A 24,300-nucleotide genomic window follows, 5' to 3' on the forward strand; every position below is an offset into this window, starting at 1 on the left:
TGCGTCGAACCGCTCGCTAGCGTGAAGGCATGACAACCGCACACGCGCGCCCCGTCCGCATCGGCGTCCAGATCGCCCCTCAGCACGTCCCCTACGAGGTCATCCGCGACACGCTCGCCGAGATCGAGGATCTCGGCGTCGACATCGCCTTCAACTGGGACCACTTCTTCCCGCTGTCGGGGGAGCCGAACGGCCTGCACTTCGAGGGTTGGAGCATGCTCGCGGCCTGGGCCGAGCAGACCAGCCGGATCGAGTTCGGCCCGCTGGTCTCCTGCAACAGCTACCGCAATCCCGACCTGCTCGCCGACATGGCCCGGACGGTCGATCACATCAGCGCTCACGGCGCCGAAGGCCGCCTGATCTTCGGCATCGGCTCCGGCTGGTTCGAGCGCGATTACGAGGAGTACGGCTACGAGTTCGGCACCGCCGGCTCGCGCCTGGACGGGCTCGCCGAGGCCATGCCGCGCATCCGCAGCCGCTGGTCGATGCTCAACCCCGCACCGACGCGTGACATCCCGGTCATGATCGGCGGCGGCGGCGAGAAGAAGACTCTGCGGATCGTCGCCGAGCACGCCGACATCTGGCACAGCTTCTCGGACGTCCCGACCCTCGAGCGCAAGCTCGGCGTTCTCGCGGAGTGGTGCGCCCGGGTCGAGCGCGATCCAGCCGCGATCGAGATCTCGACCGGTGCGGGCGTCCGCAGTGGCGTCGGCGACGCCTCCTTCGACGTGCTCGATCAGCAGTTCGACCTCGGTGCGAGCCTGTTCACGCTCGGCCTCACGGGGCCGGACATCGACCTCGCACCCGTTCGGGACCTGCTCGGCTGGCGCGACGGGAAGAACAGCACCGCTCGCTGACTCGGCGGGGCGTCGTCGTCCGGCGGCGCCCCGACTCCGCGTCAGTCCGCCGGAGCGTCCGTCGCGCGCTGGTCGGTCGGCACTGGGCGGGCCAGCCCCGACTTCTCTGCGGCGACCTCGAACGCGTGTGCGAGGGCCCGGTGGCCCTCCACCGTCGGATGCACGCCGTCATCGCCCAGCAGTCCGTCCTCACTCAGCGGGTCCGGGTATTCCAGCGCACCTCCGTCGGCGGCCGTCACTGCGTCGATCAGACTCACGTCGTACTGGTCGAGATCCGTCGGCCGCGGGTCAGGACCCCAGACCGAGTCGATCGCGATCAACCGCGCAGAGGGCGAGGCGGCCGCGATCGCATCGACGGCGGACACGATCGCGGCATCGACCTCTTCCGGGGCCCAGCCCAGGTCGTTGCTGCTGGCGATCAGCACGATCGCGTCCGGCTGCGTGTCCGCGATCTCCTCCGCCCGGTCGCCGATCGCCTGGCCGCAGTCGCCCGGTTCGATGAACCCGCCTCCGTCGCAACCGAGGTCGGTGACGTCCCAGCCGAAGTTGTCGCCCACGAGAGCGGGCCAGGCCTGCTCCGTCTCGACGTTCAGACCGCGCACGATGCTGTCGCCGACGACTGTGACGCGGGAGCCGGCGGGCAGCGAGGTGCCGAGGGGAAGCGGCACCGGATCCGCGGAGACCTTTGCGGGAGGAGTGGCTGTGCCGGTCGGGGTCGGCGAACTGATCGGCGAGGACGGCGCGGAGCAGCCGGTGAGTCCGAGCGCGAGCCCGCCGATCGCGGCGGCGGTGAGCAGGGCGGGCCGCCTCATGCTCGCGGGTCCTGGAGTCCGTCGCGCAGCTCCCCCGCGAGTGCGCGCACGACCGCCTTCAGGTCGCCGTCGTGCGTCGCGGCGGTGCGCAGCTGGCGCTGGTAGCTCGCGCCCGCGACCAGGATGAGCTCCACGTCGGCCAGCTCCTGCACGCAGCTGAGTCGCTCGGCGACCGGCGCGAGGGTCACGAGGAGGTCGCGGATGTCGTCGGTAACCAGGCGCTCCGCTCCGGACGCGTCCAAGATGATCTCGGCGTCGAGCCCGTAGCGGGCCGCGCGCCACTTGTTCTCGCGCACATACCAGGGCTGCATCGTCGGCAGATCCTCGCCGGCGTCCAACCGCGAGGACAGGTGCTCGACGAGGCACTGGATCAGCGCGGCGACCGCTCCGATCTCCTCGGCAGAGGAGAGGCCGTCGCAGGCGCGCATCTCGAGCGTCCCCCACTGCGGCGAGGGGCGGATGTCCCAGCGGACTTCGGTGTGGTCGTCGATGACGCCGGTGCGCATCATGTCGTCGACGTACTCCTCGTAGTTCGCCCAGGCGCCGAACTGCGGGGGCAGGCCCGCTGTGGGCAACTGCTGGAACATCAGTGCCCGGTTCGACGCATAGCCGGTGTCGACTCCGCCCCAGAACGGGCTCGACGCCGAGAGCGCCTGCAGGTGCGGGTAGTAGCCGAGCAGCGAGTTCAGGATCGGCAGCACCTTGTCGCGGTGTTCGATGCCGACGTGCACATGAATGCCCCAGATCATCATGTTCCGCCCCCACCACTGGGTACGGTCGATGAGGCGGTGATAGCGCTCTTTGTCGGTGATGGTCTGGTCGAACCACTGCGCGAACGGATGCGTACCCGAGCAGACCAGATCCAGTCCCATCGGGTCGGTGATCTCGCGTACCTGCCGCAGCTGGTCTCGCAGATCGGCGACCGCGTCGCGGACTCGAGTGTGCACGCCCGAGACCAGCTCGACCGTGTTGCGCAGGAGCTCGCCCGTGATCTGCGGATGCGGGGCGTCGCCCTCGCCGCGTAGCGCGTCCAGGACCACGTCGGCGACGTTGGCCAGATCGCCCGTCTGACGGTCGACGATCGCTACCTCCCACTCGATCCCGAGAGTGGAGCGGTCGGACGCGGCGAAGCTGATCTTCATGGCGAGGTCCTCATCGGATCCGGGCGTCCGCCGATCGGGACGCGCTCCGCCATCCTCGCACCTGCGAGCGGAGCGGACGCCGAACGCCGCCACGCCCGCTCTCAGCCCGTCCTAGGCTTACGCGGGCGACCGGCGAGGAGCGGCGGCGTGCCGGGCCCGCACCGGCGCGGTTTTTCTGGCAGAATGATCCGTCGGGTCCGAGGCGGTCGACCCTCTACTCACCGCCGACGAAACCCCCTCGAGCTTTCGCCGGGTGTGCCCCCACGCTCACGGCTCAGTTCATCCATCATCGACCGGACACCGGTCAACGACCACACAGGAGAATTGTGGCTGTCAAGATTCGTCTGAAGCGCCTCGGCAAGATCCGGGCGCCCTACTACCGCATCGTCGTCGCCGACTCGCGCACCAAGCGCGACGGTCGCGTGATCGAGGAGATCGGCAAGTACCACCCCACCGAGCAGCCCTCGTTCATCCAGGTCGACTCGGAGCGCGCGCAGTACTGGCTCGGAGTCGGCGCGCAGCCGACCGAGCAGGTCGCCGCGATCCTCAAGCTGACCGGAGACTGGGGCCGCTTCCAGGGCGACGCCGATGCCGTCAACACCGTGCAGGTGAAGGAGCCCAAGGCTCCGTTCGTCGTCGACGCGAAGAAGAAGCCCGTCCTCAAGCCGAAGTCCGAGGCTCCGGCCAAGGCCGCCCCGGTCGCGGACACCGCCGACGAGACCTCCACCGAGGCATAGTCCGTGCTCGCTCCCGCCGTCGAACACCTCGTTAAGGGGATCGTCGAGAACCCCGACGAGGTCCGTGTCGTGGCGACGAGCTCCCCGCGCGGAGAGGTCCTCGAGGTGCGCGTGCACCCCGAGGACCTCGGCCGCGTGATCGGACGCTCCGGTCGCACCGCCAAAGCCGTCCGCACTCTCGTTGCCGCTCTCGCCGACGGGCGCCGAGTGCGGGTCGACGTCGTCGATACCGACAAGTAGAGGTGTCGGTCACCGGACCGGGCACGACGCAGCTCCGCGTCGCCCGACTCACCAAGGCTCACGGACTCAAGGGCGCGATCAAGCTCGAGCTCTACACCGATGAGCCCGATAAGCGCTTCACCCCCGGATCCACGTTCACGTTGCAGGTGCCCCGCACCTCCGAGTGGCACGGGAAGAAGCTCGAGCTCGTCGAATTGCGCTGGTACAACAGCCACCCCGTTGCCTTCTTCCGGGGCGTGGCGGACCGCAGTGCCGCGGAAACCCTCCTCAAAGCGATCCTCTGGATCGACGAGGAGGTGCAGACGCAGCCGGGCGAGGACGACTCCTGGTACGACTACCAGCTGGTCGGTATGAAGGTCGTGCGCGACGGCGTCGAGGTCGGCACCGTGCGCCGCGTCGACCACTTCCCGGCGCAGGACCTGCTGATCGTCGGCACCCCCTCGGGTGAGGTGATGGTGCCGTTCGTGAACGCCATCGTGCCCTCCGTCGACGCCGTCGCAGGGATCGTCACGGTCACCCCTCCGATCGGCCTCTTCGAGGACGCTCCGGAGGAGGAGCCGGCCGCGATCGACCTCAGCGGTGTCGACCTCACCGATCCGGCGCTGAGCGCGGCTGCGCCCATCGGCGACCCCGCATCCTCCGAGGAGGAGCCCCGGTCGTGAGGATCGACATCCTCACGATCTTCCCGGAGTTCTTCGGCGTGCTCGACATCAGCCTGCTCGGCCGCGCGCGGCGGAGCGGGCTGATCGACCTCGACGTGCACGACCTGCGCGACTGCACCCATGACCGGCATCGCACCGTCGACGACACGCCGTACGGCGGCGGCGCCGGCATGGTGATGCGCCCGGAGCCGTGGGGCGAGGCTCTCGACTCGATCCTCGTGTCGGCGGAGGACCCGGTGGTGATCTTCCCCTCGCCCGCCGGCGAGCTCTTCACCCAGGCGACCGCCCGCGAGCTGGCCGAGGAGTCCACGCTGGTGTTCGGCTGCGGCCGCTACGAGGGGATCGACCAGCGCGTCATCGACCACACCGCAGAGCGCGCCCGGGTGCGGATGATCAGCCTGGGCGACTACGTCCTCAATGGGGGAGAGGTCGCCGTCATGGCGATGATCGAGGCCATCGGACGCCTCGTCCCCGGTGTCGTCGGCAACCCGGCGAGCCTGGTCGAAGAGAGCCACTCCGACGGGCTCCTGGAGTACCCGAGCTATACCAAACCGGCCTCGTGGCGCGGGTTCGACGTCCCTCCGGTGCTGCTGAGCGGCGACCACGCAGCGATCGCCGCCTGGCGTCGCGAGCAGAGCGTCGAGCGCACGCGCCGCGTCCGACCCGAACTGCTGCCCTGACCTCGCACCCCGCCCCCTCCTCCGCGAGATGCCACTTGTGACGCCTCGCTCCGGCGTGTCGTCATCATAAGTGGCATCTCGCGGAGGGGGGCGAGGGGGGCGAGGGGCATGAGGGTGCAGTTTCAGTCGCGGGCGGAGAGGACGATGTTGCCCGTCTCGGTGATCGCGATCGTGTGCTCCATGTGCGCGCCTCGCGATCCGTCGCGGCTGCGCAGCGTCCAGCCGTCTTTATCGGTGTAGATCTCGTCCGTGCTCTGGAGGAACCACGGCTCGATCGCGATCACCAGGCCCGGGCGGAGGGGGAAGCCGCGACCGGCGCGGCCGTCGTTGGGGATGTGCGGGTCGCCGTGCATGGTGCGGCCCACGCCGTGACCGCCGAAGTCGGTGTTGATGCTGAGCCCCTCGGCACGCGCGATCGCGGCGATGGCCGCAGAGATGTCGCCGATCTTCTTGCCGGGCTGCGCGGCGGCGATGCCGGCCTCGAGCGCCCGGGTAGTCGCGTCGATGAGCGCGAGGTCCTCGTCGCGGGGTGTGCCGACGACCACGCTGATCGCGGAGTCGGCCACCCAGCCGTCCACGGAGGCGGCGAAATCCAGGGTCAGCAGGTCGCCGTCCTTCAGCCGGTAGTCGAACGGTAGGCCGTGCAGCACGGCGTCGTTCACAGAGGTGCAGAGGACCTTGCCGAACGGGCTCGCGCCGAAGGAGGGGTGGTAGTCGATGTAGCAGGACTCGGCGCCGGACGCGCGGATCATGTCGTGAGCGAGCCGGTCGAGCTCCAGCAGGTTCACACCCACGGCGGCGGCGGCGGACGTGGCCGTCAGGACCTCTCCGACGAAGCGCCCGGCGGGACGCATCTCCTCGATTTCGGCGGGGGTGCGTAGCTCGATCATCCTGATCCTCTCGGCGTCCGCTGAGCCGTCGCTCAGCGGTGGTGGGTATGGTCGGTGCATGCGCACGCGACGGGCATTCGGTTCCTGGCAGTTTCCGGCGGCGATCGTGCTGCCCCTGTGGATCCTCATCGGCTACGGCCTCTTCGGAGGGTCGAGCGGGTGGACCGTCCTCGGTCTGTTGATCGCCCTCCCCATTCTGGCGGTCGCGCTGGCTGTCGTGGCGGGGATCGTCGCATTCCGGGTGACTGTGCGACCGACCCGGACCCCCTCCTGGAGCGACGTGGCCGTCGTGGGGGCGTGGCACCTATCCCTGATCGCCGTCGGATTCTTCGCTCCCGGCGCCGCAGCCCTGGGGCTGCTCTCGGTGATCCTCGGGGCTGCCGCCTTCTGGCACTCGACCTGGCGCTTCCTGGCCGATGCTCGGGCGACTCTGCTCGCCTTCTCCCAGTCGGCCGCCGTGCCGACGGAGGGCGGCACACGACCTGTCGCGGAGGAGCGCTTCGACCCCGAGCGCCCGCAGGACGGACAGACGATCGTCCTTTGACCGGGTGGATGATCGGCCACTGACCGGCGCAGCCCGTTTTGACGCGGATCAGCGCGGCATGGCAGAATGAGCGCTTGTGCCTCGCGCAGGCTCTGCCACAGGGGAGCCGCGACGACGTGGGCGCGCCACCGACTTCCATCAACGAAACGGTGCTCGACCTGTGGCGGGCACGGAGAGCGATACAGCATGCACATCCTCGATTCGGTCGATGCGGCGTCCCTCCGCAGCGATGTCCCGGACTTCCGTGCCGGCGACACCGTCAAGGTCCACGTCAACATCGTCGAGGGCAACCGCTCGCGTATTCAGGTCTTTCAGGGTGTCGTCATCGGCCGCTCGGGCGAGGGCATCCGCGAGACTTTCACCGTCCGCAAGGTCAGCTTTCAGGTCGGCGTCGAGCGCACCTTCCCGGTGCACTCTCCGGTCATCGACCACATCGAGCTCGTCACCCGTGGCGACGTACGTCGCGCGAAGCTCTACTACCTCCGCAACCTGCGTGGCAAGAAGGCCAAGATCAAGGAGAAGCGCGACGCCTGAGCGGCATCCGCACGGCTTTTCGGGAACCCCGGTCCACCTATGATGGACCGGGGTTCCTCCCTTTCCCGGGGGCGATCCGTCCGGGAAGTCCACCCGGTGATGCACAGTAGGGGCGACGGCGAGCGATGACAGACAGCACGGCTCCGGTCCGCCTGCCCGGCGACGACGACGAGCACGCGCGGCACTCCGCGGATCCGTCGGAGAACCGCCCCCGCAAGCGCCGAGGCGTCCTGCTCTTCCTCCGCGATGTGCTGATCATCGTCGTGGTCGCGGTGCTGGTCTCCTTCCTCGTGAAGACTTTCCTGGTCCGCTCCTTCTACATCCCGTCCTCCTCGATGGAGCAAACACTCGTCGAGAACGACCGCATCCTCGTCAACGAGCTCGTGCCCGGAGTCGTGCCGATCTCGCGCGGCGATGTCGTCGTCTTCCGCGACCCCGGCGGGTGGCTCTCGCCGAGCTCCGAGGCCTCGCTGCCGCCGCTCCAAGCCGCCGTCGATTCCGCTCTCGCCCTGGTCGGACTCACTGCCCCCGACAGCAACGACCACCTGATCAAACGGGTGATCGGCCTACCCGGCGACCACGTGACCTGCTGCACTCCGCTAGGCCAGGTCGAGATCAACGGCAACCCGATCACCGAGCCCTACGTGAAGCTCCCGGAGGGCGTCCAGGCTGTCTCGGCCACCCCCTTCGACGTGGTGGTGCCCGCGGGCTCTCTCTGGGTGATGGGCGACAACCGCTACAACTCCGCCGACTCCCGCTACAACACCGACAAGCCCGGCGGCGGCTTCGTGCCCATTGACCACGTCGTCGGGCGCGCGGTCCTGGTGACCTGGCCCGTGCAGCACTGGGCCTGGCTCGACGACTACCCGTCGGTGTTCCGCGGAGTCGAGACGGACGCGTCCGAGGAGAACTCGGACGACACGCAGAGCGGGCAGGGCTAGGTGGTCGTCGCCGAGCCGACACTGCTGCAGGAGCGCCGACTGTTCCGGCAGGGCTACGAGACGGTGATCGGCTGCGACGAGGTCGGCCGCGGTGCGATCGCGGGCCCGGTCTCGGTCGGAGTGGTCTCGATCGGGCGGCGGTGCGGGCGCTTCCCCGAGGGTCTCCGCGATTCCAAGATGCTGGCGCCTGCTCGTCGTGAGGCACTCCGGCCCGCGGTGGCGACCTGGGTCTCGGCATGGGCGATCGGCGAGTCCGCCGCCGACGAGATCGATGAGACTGGGATCATCGCCGGACTCGGCCGCGCCGCCTCGCGGGGCATCGAGCGGCTCGCCGACCAGGGTGTCGACCTCGCCACTGCGGTCGTCCTCCTTGACGGCAGCCATGACTGGCTGACGCCGGCACTGGGCCCCTGGGCTGCGGAGCTCACCATCGTCACCCGAGTGAAGGCCGACCGCGATTGCGCCGCGGTCTCGGCTGCCTCCGTCCTCGCAAAGGTGGGCCGCGATGGACAGATGGTGCGGCACCACGAGGACTTCGCCGACTACGCCTGGCACAGCAACAAGGGCTACGGCAGCGCGGCGCACTGGGCGGGGATCGAGCGGGTCGGACCCTCGCCACTGCACCGGGTGACCTGGCTGTCGAAGTCGCGCGCATCGGCCGAGGAGCCGCTCCCGGCGTTCACGTCCGCCGGCTCGGCGTAGGATTGTCCAACAATGGATGAGGACGAATTCGAGGACTACGACCGCGAGGTCGAGCTGGCACTGTACCGGGAGTATCGCGACGTCGTCTCGCAGTTCTCGTACGTCGTCGAGACCGAGCGGCGCTTCTACCTCGCCAACGAGGTCGAGCTGGTCCGTCGCGACACCGAGCACGACTTCTACTTCGAGCTGACCATGCGCGACGTGTGGGTCTGGGACGTCTACCGTTCGGACCGCTTCGTCAAGTCGGTCCGAGTGCTGACCTTCAAGGACGTCAACGTCGAGGAGCTCTCCCGCAAGGAGTTCGAACTCCCGAAGGAGCTCGCGCTCGACGAGTAACACGCGGCGCGAGTGCCCGTAGCGACATCGGTCCTGCGGATGGCGTGCGCGCTCGAGCAGGCGAGGTCGAGTCGCGCGGTGCCTCGATGCGGCGATGAGTCGCTGCGCCCAGCTCTCCTGCACCGGGACGTTTGCCGGGTGCACGTCGACGGGGCCCCCAAAGACGGCGTTTGTCTACCCCGTCTCTTCTTGGACACGTCATCCTTTCTCTCGGGCTGGTTCACTTCTCCGCCGCTGAGTGGACATTCCGTCCCTTTTCTCGCGGGTCGAGAAGCATTCTGCGTGCGCGGGTACTGCTGCCGTGCGCCACCGTCTGCATGATCGCGCCGGTCAGTCCTCTCTCAGTGAGAACGACTTACCGTGTGCTTGTCGGCTCACTACTCGGCGTCAAGGCCACGTCTTATCCTGAGCGTATTCGTATCCTGAGCGTTTCCTCGGGTAGTGAAGGGTTGACTCTGAAGAAAGGGAGTTTCTCATGCTGTCTGTAGCAACCGCACAATCAGGACCCGGAGTAAAACAGCGACGCCGACGAGTGGTGGCGGCGCTGATCGTGACACTGTCGGCCGCCGCTCTGGCGACGCCGGCGGTCGCGGCCGAGGAAAGCAATCGATGCGACTCCGCCACCGTCATTGCTGTCCGGGGAAGTGGCGAGCCGGCCGGCAACGGCTCGGCACACGGTGATCGAACGTATGCGTCAGGAGGCCTGGGGGGACTCCTCCAGAAGCTGGCAAGCGGTCTCCAGGGCGACCCGCACGTTCCCGTCACCGCGGAAGGTCTGAAGTATCCCGCGACCATAGTCAATCCCGACAACTTCGGCCCCTATTTCGAGAGCGTCAACACCGGCGCCAAGAACCTCGTGCTCGAGGTGCAGGACCGGGCCCGGTCCTGCCCGAATTCCCCGATCGTTCTTGCCGGTTACTCGCAGGGTGCCGAGGTCATCCGAGCCGCGATCACCGGCACGGACTACGAGGGGCGGCACTACGGACTCACTGCGGATGACAAGAAGCACCTCCGGTCCGTCGTCCTGTTCGGTGCGCCGTCCTACCACGGAGGCGAGCCGTGGAACGCGCCCGACAGCGGGCCTAAGAACGGAATGACCGGTTGGGACGGTAATCCCTACGAGTCATTGACAGTCGCAGCATCGTCGCCTTCCTCTCACTCGAAGAACGACAAGTCCTCCATTGTAAGGTCCTACTGCTTGACTGATGATTACTTCTGTCAGTCGAACTACACCGACAAGGGGATGGACATCCACAACAGCTATGCGAATTCCGTCATGGTGGGTGAGTCGCGCTCCTTCGTGATGTCACTGCTCTCGAGGAAGGCCTAGTCTTCCTCGCGACCATGCGGCCCGCCGTTCCAGGAGCAGGTCGTCGGGAAGTCGCGTCATCGGAGCCTTGATCACGAGCTCTCCGAGTCGCGGCTCGTAGGGGACGGGTTGCGCGCTGTCGTCCGTCGTTCGAGGGACTCTTCAGCTGTCGCAACCCCTCCTCCACAGGAGAAGAATCGCCTTTTTCCTCCCCAGAACCGCCGTCGCCTCTGCACCAGTAGCGCGGTATCCGGCACGGTTCTCTCAGGAGGACGCATGGACAAGGACGAATTGGGGCGGCGCGGCGAGGAGATCGCTGCGGCACACCTGAGAGATAACGGATTCGAGATTCTCGACCGCAACTGGCGGGTCCGCGAGGGTGAGCTCGACATCGTCGCCCGAGACGGTACAGCGCTGGTCGTGGTCGAGGTCAAGACGCGCTCATCGACGCGGTACGGGCTGCCGGTCGAGGCCATCACGCGCGCCAAGGCGCAGCGGCTGCGCCGCCTGGCCTACGCCTGGGCCGACGAGCACCACGAGCGCTCCCGGCACCTGCGGATCGACGCGGTCGGCATCGTGGCGCCCGGCGGAGTCCCGTCGCAGATCCGACACCTGAGGGCGGTGGCCTGATGGGCCTGGGGAGGACATCGGCCGTCGGCCTCGTCGGCTTCACGGGCGCTGTGGTCGGAGTGGAGGCGCACTCGGCGGACGGGACCCCCGGCATGGTCATCATCGGTCTGCCGGACGCGGCCCTCGCCCAGGCGAAGGAGCGGGTGCGCTCGGCCGCGATCAACTCCGGCAGCACGATCGCCGAGTACAAGATCACGGTCAACCTCTCACCGGCCGCGATGCCCAAGCACGGCTCCGCCTTCGACCTGGCGATCGGCCTCGCCGCTCTCGCGGCCCTGCACGAGGTGGACGCCGAGTCCGTCGCCGGGGTCGTGCATATCGGCGAGCTCGGCTTGGACGGCCGGTTGCGCTCCGTGCCCGGAGTCCTTCCCGCGGTGCTCGCCGCCGCGCGCGAGGGCCGGCGCCGAGTGATGGTGCCCGTCGAGGATCGGCTCGAGGCCGAGCTGGTCGACGGCGTCGAAGTGATCGCTGTCTCCTCGCTGGCCGCCGCCGCGGTCTGGCACGGGGCGCAGTGGGAGGTGCCGGTGCTCCCGGAGGTCTCGGCCGCGCCCGCCGCCGCCCCCGAGCCGGAGCCAGGCGGCGACCTCTCCGACGTGGTCGGCAACGAGGAAGCGGCCGAGGCAATGGTGGTCGCAGCGGCGGGAGGACATCACGTGTTCCTGCTCGGTCCGCCGGGGGCGGGGAAGACGATGCTCGCGTCGCGACTGCCGGGCATCCTGCCCGACCTCGATGACGAGGCCGCGCTGGAAGCCACCTGCATGCGCTCGCTCGTCGGCGCAGCCACCGGTGGTGCCCTGGTACGCAGGCCGCCGTTCGAGAGCCCGCATCACTCCGCCTCCTCCGCCGCGATCGTCGGCGGCGGCAGCGGACGCATCCGTCCCGGCGCCGTGGCCCGCGCCACCCGCGGAGTACTGTTCCTCGACGAGGCCCCGGAATTCTCCTCCGTGGCCCTCGACGCCCTGCGTCAGCCGCTCGAGTCGGGCGTCATCCGCATCCACCGTGCGAACGCCGTCGCCGAATTCCCGGCGCGGGTGCAGCTCGTTCTCGCCGCGAACCCCTGCCCGTGCGGCCGCTTCGGCATCCCCGGCGAGACCTGCACCTGCGCCCCCGCGCTGCGGCGCCGCTATCTCGCGCGGCTCAGCGGCCCGCTGCTCGATCGGGTCGACATCCGCCTCACGGTCCGTCGTATCGGCGCAGCCCAGCTCGCCGCCCGCCGCGACTGCGCCGGGATGTCGACGGCGCAGGCACGGAACCGCGTCACCTCCGCCCGCAGGAGAGCCGCTGCCCGCCTGGCCTCGACGCCGTGGATGCTCAACTCGGAGGTCGCCGGCGCGTGGCTGCGCTCGGACGCCCGACGCCCGACGATCCTCGAATCCCGCACGCTCGACCAAGCCCTGGAGCGCGGTCTCGTGACGATGCGGGGCTACGATCGCGTCCTGCGCCTGGGGTGGACCCTCGCCGATCTCGACGGAGCCGACCGCCCGACGGCCGCCCACCTGGCACGCGCCCTCATCCTGCGCGGGGGTGCCGCATGATCCGGCCCGAGGCGTTTTTCGACGCCGCGGAGCTGCGGGCTGTCCGGCGTCTGCTGCCGACGGAGCTCCTCGACGGCGGCGCGCATGCCCGCGTCGTCGGGGTCGAGTCGGAGGGGGTCGACGCTGCCTCCGCCTCGGTCGCTGCCTCCGGCACGGGCGGTGGCGCGGTCCCCGTGCCGGACGTGCTGATCGATGCCGCCGCTCGGTGCGCCTGGAGTTCGCTGACCGAGCCGGGCGACTCCGCGGCCGCCCTCCTCATTGAGCGGGTCGGAGCCGCGGAAGCCTTCGCTCACGTCGTTTCCGCCTCCTCGGCCGCTGACATCCTGGCGGCGTCACCGATCGGCTCCTCAGCCCAGGGGACCGACCAGGTGGCGCCCCTCGACTCGGAGGTCGCAGCTCTGCACTCAGGGCTGGCTCGGTGGCGCCCACGCCTGGATCGCAGACTCCTGTTCCGTCGGGTAGAGATCGCCGGACGCCTCGGCGCCCGCCTGCTCCTGCCCGACACTCCCGGCTGGCCCGGCTCGCTCGACGACCTCGGGCCGCACGCGCCGCTACTGCTCTGGCTGCGCGGCGACCCCGCCGCGTTCGACCCCCCATACCGTCTCGCTCTCGTCGGCGCCCGCGCCGCGACCGGCTACGGCGAGCACATCGCCGCCGAGCTCGCCGCCGGCGTCGCGATCCGCGGCGTCTGCGTCGTCTCGGGTGGTGCCTTCGGGATCGACGCCGTCGCGCACCGCGCCGCCCTCGGCTCCGGAGGGCGTACCGTCGCCTTCCTCGCCGGAGGAGCGGACCGCCTCTACCCGACGGCCCACGCGGACCTCCTCCAGCGCATCATCGCGACCCCCGGGTGCGCCGTCGCGACCGAGGTCCCTCCCGGCACCACCCCCACCCGCTGGCGTTTCCTGCAGCGCAACCGCCTCATCGCCGCCTCAACCGCCGCCACCGTCGTCGTCGAGGCGGGCGCGCGCTCCGGCTCGCTGAACACCGCCGGCCACGCGGCCGCCCTGGGGCGCCCGCTCGGCGCGGTGCCGGGCCCGGTCACCAGCGCCTCCTCCACGGGCTGCCACCGCCTCCTGCGCGAGTACGCGGCGACCTGCGTCACCTCGCCGGCGGATGTCCTCGAACTGCTCGGGTCCGACGCGGCGGAGAACCCGATGCGGGCCGTAACGGGCTGTGAAACGAGAGTCTTGGAAGCACTGACGGGCGGCGCTGTCCGCGACGCCGCGACAGTGGCTCGCACCTCCGGCGAGACTCTCGACGACACGCTGGCGGCGTTAGGAACGCTTCTCGCCGACGGCCTGGTCAGGCGATCCGAGAACGGGGAGTGGACCCGGTCACCCGGGTGACCGGCCGCGCTACAGCGGCGCTGTCGGCGGTCCGCCCTACGCTGAAGACGCATCGGCGAGGGGAGCGGCATGGACGCCACGGCAGCAGGACACGATGCGGAGCGCCCGCAGCTCGGGCACTTCCGCGCGGCGGATAGGGTGATCGCCCACCTCAGCGATACGCATCTGCTGGCCGAGGGGCTGCCCCTCTACGGGAAGGTCGACACGGTCGCCCGGCTCTCGCAGGCGGCGGAGCGGCTCGTCGAGCGCGGCGGACGTCTGGACGCGATCGTGGTCACCGGGGACGTCGCGGACCGGGGCGAAGAGGACGCCTATCGGCGGGTGCGCGCACAGCTCGACCCCGTGGCGAAGCGGCACGGGTGCCCGATCGTCTGGGTGATGGGCAATCACGACGAGCGCGGAGCATTTCGCCGGGTGCTGCTCGACCAGGACCCGGCCGGAGCGGGGCCGGTCGATCAGGTCGTGGACCTGGGCGGACTCCGGCTGATCGCGCTCGACAGCGCGGTCCCCGGGTTCCACCACGGCGACCTCACCGACGCGCAGCTCGCCCGGCTGAGGGACGAGCTCGCCGCTCCCGCGCCGCTCGGCACGATCCTCGCCCTGCACCATCCGCCGCTGCCCACTCCGCTGGGCGCGATGACGGTACTCGAACTGCGCGGGATCGACCGGCTGGAGGACGTCGTGCGCGGCACGGACGTCCGCGCGATCCTCGGCGGGCACCTGCACTACCCGACTGCGGCCATCTTCGCGGGCGTGCCCGTCTTCGTCGCCGGCGCCACCAGCTACACGATGGACCTCGGAGCACCCGAACGGGAACTCACCGGCGTCGACGGCGCGCAGAGCCTCTCCCTCATCCACGTCCACCCCGAAACCGTCGCTGCGTCGTTCGTCCCCTCCGCGGCAGCGCCGATCGCGACCCGTTTCGGCTCCGACCTGACGGAGCGACTCGAAGGCCTCGACGAGCAGGGGCGGATCGACCTGTGGTCGCGGATGCCGGAGGGCTCATGAGCGACGAGACGCTCACCGACTCGGTCGAGCACTTCCTCCGCTACGTCCTCGACGAGCGCTCGCTCTCTCCCGCAACGGCGAAGGGCTACCGCTCCGACCTCGTGCGGCTCGTCGCCCACGCGGCGGAGAAAGGGCAACTCCTCACCGCCGAGCTCGACCTGGAGCTGCTGCGGGACTGGCTCTGGCGCGAGTCGGAGTCGGGCGTCGCGCGGGCGACGCTCGCCCGGCGCACGGCCGCTGTCCGCTCCTTCTCCTCCTGGGCGCAGCGCACGGAGCGGCTGCCGATCGACGTCGCCGCCCGGCTCAAGTCTCCCAAGGCCGGCCGGACCCTCCCGCGGGTGCTGACCCTTCCGCAGGCGGAGCAGGTGCTGGACACGGTCGCGGCACGCGGGGCGACGGAAGATCCGGTGGCACTGCGCGACCTGGCGATCATCGAGTTGCTGTACGCCTCGGGCATTCGCGTCTCGGAGCTGGTCGCTGTCGACCTGGGGGACGTCGACCTGAGTCGGCTGACCGTGCTCGTCACCGGCAAGGGCGCGAAGCAGCGGGTCGTCCCGTTCGGCGTGCCCGCGAAGGAGGCTCTGGTCACCTACCTCGAGCGCGCCCGGCCCGCGCTCGCCACCGGTGACGGCATCCGCGCCCTCCTGCTCGGACGTCGAGGCGCTCGGCTGACCCCGCGCACGGTCTACGGGATCGTGGCGCGCCTGCTCGACGGCGGCCAGGGCTCCGGCCCCTCCGGCCCGCACACCCTCCGCCATACCGCGGCGACCCATCTGCTCGACGGGGGAGCGGACCTGCGTGCCGTGCAGGAGCTGCTCGGTCACGCGAGCCTGGGTACCACGCAGATCTACACCCACGTCTCGACCGAGCGCATCCGCGACGCCTACCGCCTGGCCCACCCCCGCGCCTGACCCGGACCCCGCGCCTGAGCCGCCGCCCGACCCCTGGCTCAACCCCGCGACCGAGCAGACCACCACCCTCGCGCCCGCCCTGACGGACCCCCTCGCCTCCCCGTCCATCGGCAGCAGCACCGCCCTCGGGATCCCGCCGAAGAACCGCATCGGCGACACGTACTCCCCGCCTTCGCGCACCCCGAGGTGCACGCACCGCTCGGAGCAGTGGCCGCCGGTTCCCACCACGCCGACTGCCTGCCCCGCCGCAAGGACCTGCCCCGCGCTCACCGACGTGTCCACCGGCTCGAGCGACGAGACCAGCCCGCCGGCGTGCGCGATGCTCAGCACGGGCCGGTCCGCCACCTTTCCCGCGTACACCACCGTTCCCGCCGCGACCGCGACCACCGGCTGCCCCGGCATGGCCGACAGGTCGACCCCGCGATGGCCCGCGGCGTAGCGGTGCGCAGGAGCGTTCCACGGAGCGACGAGCGAGAAGCCCCCGACCGGCGAGCTCCACCGGACGGCGGTCGCGTCGGTGGACAGGGCGTGGACGGGTGCGCCGGAGAGCAGCGCGACGAGCGCGAACACGCCCGGGCGCAGGAGACGAGAACTGATCATGAGACCACCCTCCAGGGCCCATTGACGCTCCGGGCGGGAGTCGTCCTGACCGGGGGAGAAGCGGCGGAAGAGCAAGGCTGTGGAGGGAGGTCATCCGCTTCAGGGAGCGCACCCCGTCTCACCGCATGCCGGGCGGGGAGTAACGTGCCGGTGATCCGGCTCGGGAGCGGTACCCTGCACCCACCGGCGGCGAGAATCGGAGACGACCATGACCAGCGGACAAGCTGACACGACCAGTGGGAGAGCGGACATCCCGAATCCTTCGGCGGCGAAGCTGAAGAGGAAGGTGATCGGCCTCGCGATCGCGGCGGCGGTCGGTGGCTTCCTCTTCGGCTTCGACTCCTCGGTAGTCAACGGAGCCGTGGAAGCGATTCAGGGGGATTTCTCCCTTTCGGCAGCGCTGATCGGCTTCGCCGTCGCCTCCGCACTACTCGGTTGCGCACTCGGCGCCTACCTCGCCGGCCGCCTGGCCGACCGTTGGGGCCGCATCAGGGTCATGCTGCTCGGCGCCGCCCTGTTCTTCATCTCTTCCATCGGCGCCGGCGTGGCGGTCGCGGTCTGGGACCTCGTGCTCTGGCGCGTCGTCGGGGGCCTGGGCATCGGCATCGCCTCGGTGATCGCGCCGACCTACATCTCGGAGATCGCGCCGAAGGCGATCCGCGGCGCGCTCGCCTCCCTGCAGCAGCTGGCGATCACGCTCGGCATCTTCGCCGCCCTGCTCTCGGACACTCTCATCGCGACCGGCGCGAACGGCGCGTCGGAGCCGTTCTGGTTCGGCGTGGCCGCCTGGCGCTGGATGTTCATCGCCTGCGCCGTGCCCGCGGTGATCTACGGTCTCCTGGCGCTGACTCTCCCGGAGTCGCCCCGCTACCTCGCGACGCGCGGCCGCTCCAAGGACGCCCGCGCGGTGCTCGCTACGGTCACCCCGCGCGACGAGGTCGACGAGGCCCTCGCGGACATCCAGAAGAAGATCGACGAGGACGCCGAGAACGCCAAGCGCTCCAGCCTGCGCGGACCCGCGCTCGGCCTGCTTCCCGTGGTCTGGGTCGGAATCCTGCTCTCGGTGTTCCAGCAGTTCGTGGGCATCAACGTGATCTTCTACTACTCCACCTCGCTCTGGAGCGCGGTCGGCTTCGACGAGTCGAACTCGTTCGCGATCTCGGTCTTCACCTCGGTGGTCAACGTCGTCGTGACCTTCGTGGCGATCTTCCTGGTCGACAAGGTCGGGCGAAAGCCGCTGCTCCTGGTCGGCTCGGCGGGCATGGCGATCTCGCTCGCGCTGATGGCGATCGCCTTCAGCCAGTCGACGATCAGCGGCGAGGATGTCTCGTTGCCCGGCGCCTGGGGTCCGATCGCCCTGGTCTCGGCGAATGCGTTCGTCGTGTTCTTCGGCGCCACCTGGGGCCCGCTGGTCTGGGTGCTCCTGGGTGAGATCTTCCCCAACCGGATCCGCGCCGCGGCGCTCGGCCTCGCCGCCTCCGCCCAGTGGATCGCGAACTTCGTCATCACCGTGACCTTCCCGATCCTCTCGCAGGACGTGTCGCTCACCCTCGCCTACGGCCTCTACGCGGCGTTCGCGGCGATCTCGTTCGTCTTCGTCTTCATGTTCGTCCCCGAGACCAAGGGCCGCTCGCTGGAGGAGATGGACACGCTGCACATCCGCACGGTGATGAAGTCGGCGCGCAAGTAGCGCCCGGCTCCAGGCTCCTACGGCCGCCCTCCGCAGCAGCGGGGAGGCGGCCGTTCTGGTGCTAGAGTGCACGGAGCACCTCGCTCGTCGGGGTGACTACGCGCGCCCATTCGGCCTCCGCTTCCCACGGTCCCTCTCCGCTCACGCGGCGGGGGCGGGAGTGCGCCGGGCGCCAGGGCGATGTGCCGACCGGCCGTCGCAGACAACCGAACGGGAGTTCGGCGCCGTCGTGCGCCCGGGCCCCGAGACAAGGAGAACGACTCATGGCAGTCGTCACCATGCGCCAGCTGCTCGACAGCGGCGTCCACTTCGGGCACCAGACCCGTCGCTGGAACCCGAAGATGAAGCGCTTCATCCTGACCGAGCGCTCGGGCAGCTACATCATCGATCTCCAGCAGTCGCTGGCCTACATCGACAAGACCTACGACTTCGTCAAGGAGACGGTCGCCCACGGCGGCACCATTCTCTTCGTCGGTACCAAGAAGCAGGCGCAGAACGCGATCTCGGAGCAGGCCACCCGCGTTGGCCAGCCGTACGTGAACCAGCGCTGGCTCGGCGGACTCCTGACCAACTTCCAGACGGTCTCGAAGCGCCTCGCCCGCATGAAGGAGCTGGAGGAGCTCGACTTCGACGACACGTCGAAGAGCGGCTTCACCAAGAAGGAGCTCCTCATCAAGAAGCGCGAGCTCGACAAGCTGCACAAGTCACTCGGTGGAATCCGCAACCTTTCGAAGACGCCGTCGGCCCTCTGGGTCGTCGACACCAAGAAGGAGCACCTCGCGATCGACGAGGCCAAGAAGCTGGGCATCCCGGTGATCGGCATCCTCGACACGAACTGCGACCCGGACGAGGTCCAGTACCCGATCCCGGGTAACGACGACGCGATCCGCTCGGTGAGCCTGCTCACCCGCATCGTCGCCGACGCCGCGGCCGAGGGCCTCATCCAGCGCCACCAGAAGCCCGAGGCCGAGGGCAATGTCTCTGCCGTGGAGCCGCTGGCGGAGTGGGAGCAGGAGCTGCTCGCCACGGGCGCCGACGCGCCCGCTGCCGACGCCCCCGCCGTTGACGCCCCCGCTGCCGCCGAGGTGCAGGAGCCGAACGAGCAGGCCGGAGCGGAGACCGAGAAGGTCGCCGACGCCGAGGCCGCGACGGCTGACGAGGCCGTCGCCGAGGCCGAGACCCCCGCCGCGGAGGAGGCCCCCGAGGCCGACGCCGCCGCGACCTCGACCGACGAGACCGCCGCCGTCTGACCTCCCGTTCCGTGACGGGGGTCGGACGCCGCGTTCGCGGTCGTCCGGCCCCCGCTCGGTCGGTACACGTTCACCACGAGTAAGAACCGTCGTCACCTCGGCGTGCTGGGCTTTTCGAGAGTCCGCCGCCCCGCGTGAGGGCGCCGCAGAGTTTCCGAACCAAGAGGAGTTCCGAGAACATGGCTAATTTCAGCCTCGCTGACGTCAAGACGCTGCGCGAGCAGCTCGGTACCGGCATGGTCGACACGAAGAATGCGCTCGTCGAGGCCGATGGCGACCTGGACAAGGCGGTCGAGATCCTCCGCCTCAAGGGCGCTAAGGGTAACGCGAAGCGCGCCGACCGCTCCACAAGCGAGGGCCTCGTCGCCGCCGCCGAGAAGGACGGCGTCGCCACGATGATCGAACTCGCCTGCGAGACCGACTTCGTCGCCAAGGGCACCAAATTCATCGCCCTCGCCGACGCCGTGCTCGCCGCGGTCGTCGCCGCCGGCTCCACCACGGTCGAGGAGGCCCTCGCGGCCCCCGCCGACGGCAAGACCGTTGCCGACCTCATCAACGACGAGGCCGCGATCCTCGGCGAGAAGGTGGAGCTGCGTCGTGTGGCCGTCGTCTCGGGCGAGCACTTCGCGATCTACCTGCACAAGACCAACAAGGACCTGCCTCCGCAGGTCGGCGTGGTCGTGGGCTACGCGGGTGAGGACGCCGAGACCGCGCGCTCCGTCGCTCAGCACATTTCGTTTGCGAACCCGTCCTACCTCTCGCGTGAGGACGTCCCGCAGTCCGAGGTCGACACCGAGCGCCGCATCGTCGAGGAGATCTCGCGCGGCGAGGGCAAGCCCGAGGCGGCCCTGCCGACGATTATCGAGGGACGCGTGAACGCGTACTTCAAGCAGGTCGCGCTGTTCGACCAGGAGTACGCGAAGGACAACAAGCTGTCCATCAGCAAGGTCCTGAGCGACGCGGGTCTGAGCGTTTCGGGCTTCGCCCGCTTCAAGGTCGGCGCCTGACAGCACCGCAGGAGGGAGTCCGGGTCGTTCAGTCGACCCGGACTCCCTTCGCTCTGCCCGGGCCGTCCGCGGCGCGGTCGCGGGCCGTGCTCCGGGCGGGATAAGTTTGTACGGGTCTACGGGAGGAAACGTCCATGACGCAGACGGATGCGATGACGACGGGCAAGCGCCGCAGGGTGCTGCTGAAGCTGTCGGGGGAGGCGTTCGGCGCCGGCACGCTCGGCGTGAATCCTGATGTGATCAGCGCCCTCGCCCGCGAAATCGCCGATGCCGCCACCGAGGTCGAGGTCTCGGTGGTCGTGGGCGGCGGCAACTTCTTCCGCGGAGCCGAGCTCTCCCAGCGCGGGATGGACCGCGGTCGGGCCGATTACATGGGCATGCTGGGCACGGTGATGAACGCCCTCGCGCTCCAGGACTTCCTCGAGCAGGCGGGCGCCGAGACCCGTGTGCAGTCGGCGATCGCGATGACACAGGTCGCCGAGCCCTATATCCCCCGTCGAGCGATTCGGCACATGGAGAAGGGGCGCGTCGTGATCTTCGGTGCCGGCGCCGGGCTTCCGTACTTCTCGACCGACACGGTCGCCGCCCAGCGTGCACTCGAGACGCACGCCGACGTGGTGCTCGTTGCGAAGAACGGAGTGGACGGCGTGTACGACGCCGACCCGCGCACCACGCCCGAGGCGAAAAAGCTGGACACTCTGACCTATCTGGAGGCGCTCCAGCGCGGCCTTAAGGTCGTCGACTCCACTGCGTTCAGCCTGTGCATGGACAACGGCATGCCGATGCAGGTCTTTGGGATGGAGCCCTCAGGCAATGTCGCGAAGGCCATCCGCGGCGCCGATCTCGGCACCCTCGTCTCGAACTAGACTGACCACTTCCCTCTCTTAAGGAGTTCCCTGTGATCTCGGATGTACTGGCCGACGCGAAGACCAAGATGGGCAAGGCCGTCGAGGTCGCCAAGGAGGACTTCTCCACGGTCCGCACCGGGCGGGCGAACCCCGGCATGTTCCAGAAGGTGCTGGTGAGCTACTACGGAACGCCGACGCCGCTCTCGCAGCTCGCCTCGCTGCAGAACCAGGAGGCCCGCACCCTCCTCGTCACGCCGTACGACAAGGGCTCGCTGCGCGACATCGAGCAGGCCATCCGGGACATGCCGAACCTCGGTGCGAACCCGACGAACGACGGCACGCTGATCCGAGTGACCCTGCCGGAGCTCACCGCCGAGCGCCGCAAGGAGTTCGTGAAGATCGTGCGCACGAAGGCCGAGGACGCGAAGATCGCGGTGCGCAACATCCGCCGGAAGGGCAAGGACGACCTCGACGCACTGAAGGGCGACATCGGCGACGACGAGCTCTCCCGCGGCGAGAAGGAGCTCGAGGCGCTGACGAAGCAGCACGTCGACGCGATCGACGAGGCGCTCAAGCGCAAGGAATCCGAACTGCTCGAGGTGTAGCGGTGGGCGAGATCCCCGAAGGACCCGTGGGCGGCCAGAAGAGCGTGGACGGCCAGAAGAGACCGTCTCCGCGCGTCCCGGGTGCCCGGGGGTCCCGGATGGTCACCAGGGACGCGTTGCGCGCGCGTGCCCAGCAGGGCCGGGCCGATGTCGAGCGCCAGCTCGAAGCGACCCGGGCTCAGCTCGAGGCGACGAACGACCGCCTGACCGCGCGCTCCGGCCGGAACCTCGTGTCGGCGACCGCCATCGGTCTGATCGGCGGTGGCGCGATGGTCGTCAGTCTGCTGGTGGTCAAGGAACTCTTCATGGTGCTCGCGGGCGCTCTGGTGCTCCTCGCGGCGCTGGAGCTCTCGAACGCGCTCCGCCACGCCGGCCGTGACATCCCGCGCATCCCTACCGGAATCGCGGCGGTCGCCGCAGTGCCGGCCGCCTACTACGGGGGTCTCGGAGCGGCGTGGGCGGCGGTGCTCGGCGGCTCGATCCTCGTCGGCGTCTGGCGTCTGGGCGAGCAGCTGTTCCGGCGCACGGCCTCCAGTCGGCGCGACCTCGCCCTCGACATCGGCCTCGGCGCCTTCGTGCAGGGTTACACCACCTTCCTCTGCGCCTTCGCGATCCGCTTGGTCGCCGAGCCGGGCGGCCAGCTCTGGGCCTTCGCGTTCCTGGTGCTGGTGATCGTCGTGGACACCGGCGCCTATATCAGTGGGCTGACCTGGGGCAAGCACCCGATGGCGCCCCGGATCAGTCCGAAGAAGACCTGGGAGGGTTTCGCCGGCGCGGCGGTCGCAGGCATCGTCGTCGGTGTTCTTCTCGCCCTGCTGATGCTTGGTCAGCCGTGGTGGGTCGGTGCGGTCTTCGGGGCGGTCGTGCTGCTGACGGCGACGCTCGGGGACCTGGCGGAGTCGCTGATCAAACGTGACATCGGCATTAAGGACATGAGCTCGTGGCTGCCAGGGCACGGGGGAGTGCTCGACCGCCTCGACTCGATCCTGCCCTCGGCCGCCGCGGCCTACGTGCTGTACTTCCTCTTCGGGCACTGAGCCGACTCGGAGGTCCGGCGGGGCGCGCCGATTCCTCTCCCGACCCGCGGCTTGGCATGATGTCGGGATGACCGCTCCCTTCCCCCGTGCCCGCGAGTCCCGTCCTGGCTACGACACGGGTGAGGTCGACTCCTTTCTCGCTTCCGCCCGAGAGGCCTACTCGCAGCTGTCCGGGGGACCGGCGGATCTCCGGGCGGCCGACCTGCGCCACGCCGCCTTCACCCTGCGCAAGGGCGGCTATTCCGCGCCGCACGTGGACGCGGCACTGGAGCGACTCGAGGACGCCTTCGCGATGCGCGAGCGGCAGTACGCCATCGCGGCGCACGGGGAGGAGGCGTGGCTCGCGGATGCGCGAGCGAGGGCCCAGGAGATCGTGAACCGGTTGGCCCGGGCTCCCCGCGAACGCTTCACGCGAGCGGGCGTGCTGACGACCGGGTACAACATTCGCCAGGTCGATGCCTTCGCCGATCGGATCTCGGGCTACTTCCGTGACGGCTCGGTGCTGACTGTGGACGATGTGCGCACCGTCTCCTTCGCTCCGCTGCGCGGGGGCTACGCTGAACCGCAGGTCGATCTGCTGCTCGACACGGTGGTCGACGTCATGCTCGCGGTCCGCTGACCGATTGACGCTGCCGGTCGGCCGCGGATCTGCTGGCCGATCAGGACGTCGTCCGTTATGCTTTCGTCATCGTGGCTCAGCATTCTCAGACTTCCGTCGCCCGCCCGCCCGCGTACCGTAGCAGCGGTCGCCCGGCGGTCCCGCGTCAAACCCCGGTGCGGCGCTCCTGGGCCCGGGTTCCGGTGGCGGTTCTGGCCTTCATGGCCTCGATCGCGTTCGCGATGGTGAACGTCGTCGATCCGTCCAGCGGCGCGGTCGCCTCCCCGTACTACCAGGCACCGGCGCGTTTCAACGGCGATGCGGCACAGCGACTCGTGGTGGCCGACGCCGCAGAGCGTACCGTTCAGCGCGACTCCTTCGGTGCCGAGGCGAAGCCCAAGCCCACCCCGACCCCGACCCCCACTCCGGCGGCGATCCCCGCCCAGGCGCAGCCCGCCCCGGGTGGCGTCGAGGAGGAGTCGGGCTCTTCCGCCCAGGCCGCAGCACCCGTCGCGCGCGCCGCCGCTCCGGACCCGGGCTCGGCCAAGGCCATCGCCTACGACATGATCGTGCAGCGGGGCTGGGCCGACAGCGAGTACGACTGCCTCGTCCTGCTGTGGAACCGCGAGTCCGGCTGGAACGTGTACGCCGAGAACAAGTCCAGCGGTGCCTACGGCATCCCGCAGGCGTTGCCCGGCAGCAAGATGGCCACGTCCGGGTCGGACTGGGCAACGAATGCCAGCACGCAGATCGTCTGGGGCATCGATTACATCTCGGGCCGCTACGGATCGCCGTGCGGTGCGTGGGGGCACTCGCAGTCACTGGGCTGGTACTGAACCGACGCGGCTG

At 69.6% G+C, this 24,300-nt stretch carries 27 protein-coding genes and 1 pseudogene; 24 read left to right on the forward strand and 4 right to left on the reverse strand.

The window, feature by feature from the left end; translation table 11 throughout:
* The first annotated feature begins 29 nt into the window (after positions 1-29).
* Positions 30-857 (forward strand): LLM class F420-dependent oxidoreductase, encoded by an 828-nt coding sequence (locus C5D07_RS10180; RefSeq protein ID WP_104259301.1) that lies wholly within the window; start codon positions 30-32, stop codon positions 855-857.
* Between the two features lie 41 nt (positions 858-898).
* On the opposite strand, the gene C5D07_RS10185 is transcribed toward C5D07_RS10180, so the two are convergent.
* On the reverse strand, positions 899-1,669 hold the full coding sequence (locus tag C5D07_RS10185; protein ID WP_068253454.1) for an SGNH/GDSL hydrolase family protein: 771 nt from the start codon (positions 1,667-1,669) through the stop codon (positions 899-901).
* Positions 1,666-2,811, reverse strand: coding sequence for a glutamate--cysteine ligase (locus C5D07_RS10190; protein ID WP_104259302.1), 1,146 nt, complete (start codon positions 2,809-2,811; stop codon positions 1,666-1,668). The genes C5D07_RS10185 and C5D07_RS10190 overlap by 4 nt, the downstream gene beginning before the upstream one ends.
* A gap of 326 nt (positions 2,812-3,137) precedes the next feature.
* Here C5D07_RS10190 and rpsP point away from each other — a divergent pair, with 326 nt between their 5' ends.
* Genes rpsP through trmD form a run of 4 tightly spaced genes read left to right on the forward strand, consistent with a single transcriptional unit; the run spans position 3,138 to position 5,130 of the window.
* A complete protein-coding gene (gene rpsP / locus C5D07_RS10195) occupies positions 3,138-3,548 on the forward strand; it encodes a 30S ribosomal protein S16 (protein ID WP_104259303.1) in 411 nt (136 codons plus the stop codon).
* A gap of 3 nt (positions 3,549-3,551) precedes the next feature.
* The gene (locus C5D07_RS10200) at positions 3,552-3,788 is read left to right on the forward strand and encodes an RNA-binding protein (RefSeq protein ID WP_055792605.1); all 237 of its coding nucleotides are present in this window, start codon (positions 3,552-3,554) and stop codon (positions 3,786-3,788) included.
* Between the two features lie 2 nt (positions 3,789-3,790).
* Positions 3,791-4,450 (forward strand): ribosome maturation factor RimM, encoded by a 660-nt coding sequence (gene rimM, locus C5D07_RS10205; RefSeq protein ID WP_068253445.1) that lies wholly within the window; start codon positions 3,791-3,793, stop codon positions 4,448-4,450.
* Entirely contained in the window at positions 4,447-5,130 is a 684-nt protein-coding gene (gene trmD, locus C5D07_RS10210; protein ID WP_104259304.1) for a tRNA (guanosine(37)-N1)-methyltransferase TrmD, read from the forward strand. Before rimM ends, trmD begins: the two co-directional genes overlap by 4 nt.
* 122 nt (positions 5,131-5,252) lie before the next feature.
* On the opposite strand, the gene map is transcribed toward trmD, so the two are convergent.
* On the reverse strand, positions 5,253-6,020 hold the full coding sequence (gene map / locus C5D07_RS10215) for a type I methionyl aminopeptidase (RefSeq protein ID WP_068253440.1): 768 nt from the start codon (positions 6,018-6,020) through the stop codon (positions 5,253-5,255).
* A 58-nt stretch (positions 6,021-6,078) separates the two neighbouring features.
* Between map and C5D07_RS10220 the strand changes: the two genes are divergently transcribed.
* The 11 genes from C5D07_RS10220 (at position 6,079) to C5D07_RS10270 (ending at position 15,816) form a co-directional block, all read left to right on the forward strand.
* Positions 6,079-6,564, forward strand: a complete 486-nt coding sequence (locus tag C5D07_RS10220; RefSeq protein WP_068253438.1) for a hypothetical protein — start codon at positions 6,079-6,081, stop codon at positions 6,562-6,564.
* A gap of 186 nt (positions 6,565-6,750) precedes the next feature.
* Positions 6,751-7,098: a 50S ribosomal protein L19 gene (rplS, locus tag C5D07_RS10225; protein WP_068253437.1), complete on the forward strand. Its 348-nt coding sequence runs from the start codon at positions 6,751-6,753 to the stop codon at positions 7,096-7,098.
* 125 nt (positions 7,099-7,223) lie between these two features.
* Complete coding sequence (gene lepB, locus C5D07_RS10230) at positions 7,224-8,039, forward strand: signal peptidase I (RefSeq protein ID WP_068253435.1); 816 nt, start codon at positions 7,224-7,226, stop codon at positions 8,037-8,039.
* Positions 8,040-8,741, forward strand: a complete 702-nt coding sequence (locus C5D07_RS10235) for a ribonuclease HII (protein ID WP_104259305.1) — start codon at positions 8,040-8,042, stop codon at positions 8,739-8,741.
* Between the two features lie 12 nt (positions 8,742-8,753).
* Positions 8,754-9,077, forward strand: coding sequence for a DUF2469 family protein (locus C5D07_RS10240; protein ID WP_056044100.1), 324 nt, complete (start codon positions 8,754-8,756; stop codon positions 9,075-9,077).
* 535 nt (positions 9,078-9,612) lie between these two features.
* Positions 9,613-10,407, forward strand: a complete 795-nt coding sequence (locus C5D07_RS10245) for a cutinase family protein (protein WP_068253430.1) — start codon at positions 9,613-9,615, stop codon at positions 10,405-10,407.
* A 255-nt stretch (positions 10,408-10,662) separates the two neighbouring features.
* Complete coding sequence (locus C5D07_RS10250) at positions 10,663-11,016, forward strand: YraN family protein (protein WP_068253427.1); 354 nt, start codon at positions 10,663-10,665, stop codon at positions 11,014-11,016.
* Positions 11,016-12,551, forward strand: coding sequence for a YifB family Mg chelatase-like AAA ATPase (locus tag C5D07_RS10255; protein ID WP_068253424.1), 1,536 nt, complete (start codon positions 11,016-11,018; stop codon positions 12,549-12,551). Before C5D07_RS10250 ends, C5D07_RS10255 begins: the two co-directional genes overlap by 1 nt.
* Entirely contained in the window at positions 12,548-13,897 is a 1,350-nt protein-coding gene (gene dprA, locus C5D07_RS10260) for a DNA-processing protein DprA (RefSeq protein WP_211286379.1), read from the forward strand. Before C5D07_RS10255 ends, dprA begins: the two co-directional genes overlap by 4 nt.
* A gap of 69 nt (positions 13,898-13,966) precedes the next feature.
* The gene (locus C5D07_RS10265; protein ID WP_104259306.1) at positions 13,967-14,905 is read left to right on the forward strand and encodes a phosphodiesterase; all 939 of its coding nucleotides are present in this window, start codon (positions 13,967-13,969) and stop codon (positions 14,903-14,905) included.
* Entirely contained in the window at positions 14,902-15,816 is a 915-nt protein-coding gene (locus C5D07_RS10270) for a tyrosine recombinase XerC (protein WP_068257303.1), read from the forward strand. The genes C5D07_RS10265 and C5D07_RS10270 overlap by 4 nt, the downstream gene beginning before the upstream one ends.
* A gap of 162 nt (positions 15,817-15,978) precedes the next feature.
* Here the strand turns inward: C5D07_RS10270 and C5D07_RS16455 are convergent.
* A pseudogene (locus C5D07_RS16455) lies at positions 15,979-16,416 on the reverse strand (peptidoglycan DD-metalloendopeptidase family protein); the annotation flags it as partial.
* 208 nt (positions 16,417-16,624) lie between these two features.
* Between C5D07_RS16455 and C5D07_RS10280 the strand changes: the two are divergent.
* The 8 genes from C5D07_RS10280 to C5D07_RS10315 all read left to right on the forward strand — a co-directional run bounded on the left by C5D07_RS10280 (position 16,625) and on the right by C5D07_RS10315 (position 24,287).
* Positions 16,625-18,106, forward strand: a complete 1,482-nt coding sequence (locus tag C5D07_RS10280) for a sugar porter family MFS transporter (protein ID WP_084415885.1) — start codon at positions 16,625-16,627, stop codon at positions 18,104-18,106.
* Positions 18,107-18,369: 263 nt separating this feature from the next.
* Positions 18,370-19,356: a 30S ribosomal protein S2 gene (gene rpsB, locus C5D07_RS10285; protein ID WP_068253418.1), complete on the forward strand. Its 987-nt coding sequence runs from the start codon at positions 18,370-18,372 to the stop codon at positions 19,354-19,356.
* 179 nt (positions 19,357-19,535) lie between these two features.
* Positions 19,536-20,363 carry a translation elongation factor Ts gene (tsf, locus tag C5D07_RS10290; RefSeq protein WP_068253414.1) on the forward strand — a complete coding sequence of 276 codons (828 nt, stop codon included), beginning with the start codon at positions 19,536-19,538 and terminating at the stop codon, positions 20,361-20,363.
* A 152-nt stretch (positions 20,364-20,515) separates the two neighbouring features.
* On the forward strand, positions 20,516-21,229 hold the full coding sequence (gene pyrH / locus C5D07_RS10295) for a UMP kinase (protein ID WP_068257297.1): 714 nt from the start codon (positions 20,516-20,518) through the stop codon (positions 21,227-21,229).
* A 32-nt stretch (positions 21,230-21,261) separates the two neighbouring features.
* Positions 21,262-21,816, forward strand: a complete 555-nt coding sequence (frr, locus tag C5D07_RS10300; RefSeq protein WP_068253412.1) for a ribosome recycling factor — start codon at positions 21,262-21,264, stop codon at positions 21,814-21,816.
* A gap of 98 nt (positions 21,817-21,914) precedes the next feature.
* Positions 21,915-22,853: a phosphatidate cytidylyltransferase gene (locus tag C5D07_RS10305; protein ID WP_084416173.1), complete on the forward strand. Its 939-nt coding sequence runs from the start codon at positions 21,915-21,917 to the stop codon at positions 22,851-22,853.
* 67 nt (positions 22,854-22,920) lie between these two features.
* The gene (locus C5D07_RS10310) at positions 22,921-23,472 is read left to right on the forward strand and encodes a DivIVA domain-containing protein (RefSeq protein WP_068253411.1); all 552 of its coding nucleotides are present in this window, start codon (positions 22,921-22,923) and stop codon (positions 23,470-23,472) included.
* A gap of 71 nt (positions 23,473-23,543) precedes the next feature.
* Positions 23,544-24,287 carry an aggregation-promoting factor C-terminal-like domain-containing protein gene (locus tag C5D07_RS10315; protein ID WP_249028222.1) on the forward strand — a complete coding sequence of 248 codons (744 nt, stop codon included), beginning with the start codon at positions 23,544-23,546 and terminating at the stop codon, positions 24,285-24,287.
* Positions 24,288-24,300: the final 13 nt, after the last annotated feature.

The organism is Rathayibacter tritici (assembly GCF_002932875.1).
Taxonomy (GTDB): domain Bacteria; phylum Actinomycetota; class Actinomycetes; order Actinomycetales; family Microbacteriaceae; genus Rathayibacter; species Rathayibacter tritici.

Bases quoted from the DNA above. Each gene is read 5' to 3' on its own strand.
- C5D07_RS10180 (WP_104259301.1), top strand. From the start codon at position 30: ATGACAACCGCACACGCGCGCCCCGTCCGCATCGGCGTCCAGATCGCC.
- C5D07_RS10185 (WP_068253454.1), bottom strand. From the start codon at position 1,669: ATGAGGCGGCCCGCCCTGCTCACCGCCGCCGCGATCGGCGGGCTCGCG.
- C5D07_RS10190 (WP_104259302.1), bottom strand. From the start codon at position 2,811: ATGAAGATCAGCTTCGCCGCGTCCGACCGCTCCACTCTCGGGATCGAG.
- map (WP_068253440.1), bottom strand. From the start codon at position 6,020: ATGATCGAGCTACGCACCCCCGCCGAAATCGAGGAGATGCGTCCCGCC.
- C5D07_RS10220 (WP_068253438.1), top strand. From the start codon at position 6,079: ATGCGCACGCGACGGGCATTCGGTTCCTGGCAGTTTCCGGCGGCGATC.
- rplS (WP_068253437.1), top strand. From the start codon at position 6,751: ATGCACATCCTCGATTCGGTCGATGCGGCGTCCCTCCGCAGCGATGTC.
- lepB (WP_068253435.1), top strand. From the start codon at position 7,224: ATGACAGACAGCACGGCTCCGGTCCGCCTGCCCGGCGACGACGACGAG.
- C5D07_RS10240 (WP_056044100.1), top strand. From the start codon at position 8,754: ATGGATGAGGACGAATTCGAGGACTACGACCGCGAGGTCGAGCTGGCA.
- C5D07_RS10250 (WP_068253427.1), top strand. From the start codon at position 10,663: ATGGACAAGGACGAATTGGGGCGGCGCGGCGAGGAGATCGCTGCGGCA.
- C5D07_RS10255 (WP_068253424.1), top strand. From the start codon at position 11,016: ATGGGCCTGGGGAGGACATCGGCCGTCGGCCTCGTCGGCTTCACGGGC.
- dprA (WP_211286379.1), top strand. From the start codon at position 12,548: ATGATCCGGCCCGAGGCGTTTTTCGACGCCGCGGAGCTGCGGGCTGTC.
- C5D07_RS10265 (WP_104259306.1), top strand. From the start codon at position 13,967: ATGGACGCCACGGCAGCAGGACACGATGCGGAGCGCCCGCAGCTCGGG.
- C5D07_RS10270 (WP_068257303.1), top strand. From the start codon at position 14,902: ATGAGCGACGAGACGCTCACCGACTCGGTCGAGCACTTCCTCCGCTAC.
- C5D07_RS10280 (WP_084415885.1), top strand. From the start codon at position 16,625: ATGACCAGCGGACAAGCTGACACGACCAGTGGGAGAGCGGACATCCCG.
- rpsB (WP_068253418.1), top strand. From the start codon at position 18,370: ATGGCAGTCGTCACCATGCGCCAGCTGCTCGACAGCGGCGTCCACTTC.
- tsf (WP_068253414.1), top strand. From the start codon at position 19,536: ATGGCTAATTTCAGCCTCGCTGACGTCAAGACGCTGCGCGAGCAGCTC.
- pyrH (WP_068257297.1), top strand. From the start codon at position 20,516: ATGACGACGGGCAAGCGCCGCAGGGTGCTGCTGAAGCTGTCGGGGGAG.
- C5D07_RS10305 (WP_084416173.1), top strand. From the start codon at position 21,915: ATGGTCACCAGGGACGCGTTGCGCGCGCGTGCCCAGCAGGGCCGGGCC.
- C5D07_RS10310 (WP_068253411.1), top strand. From the start codon at position 22,921: ATGACCGCTCCCTTCCCCCGTGCCCGCGAGTCCCGTCCTGGCTACGAC.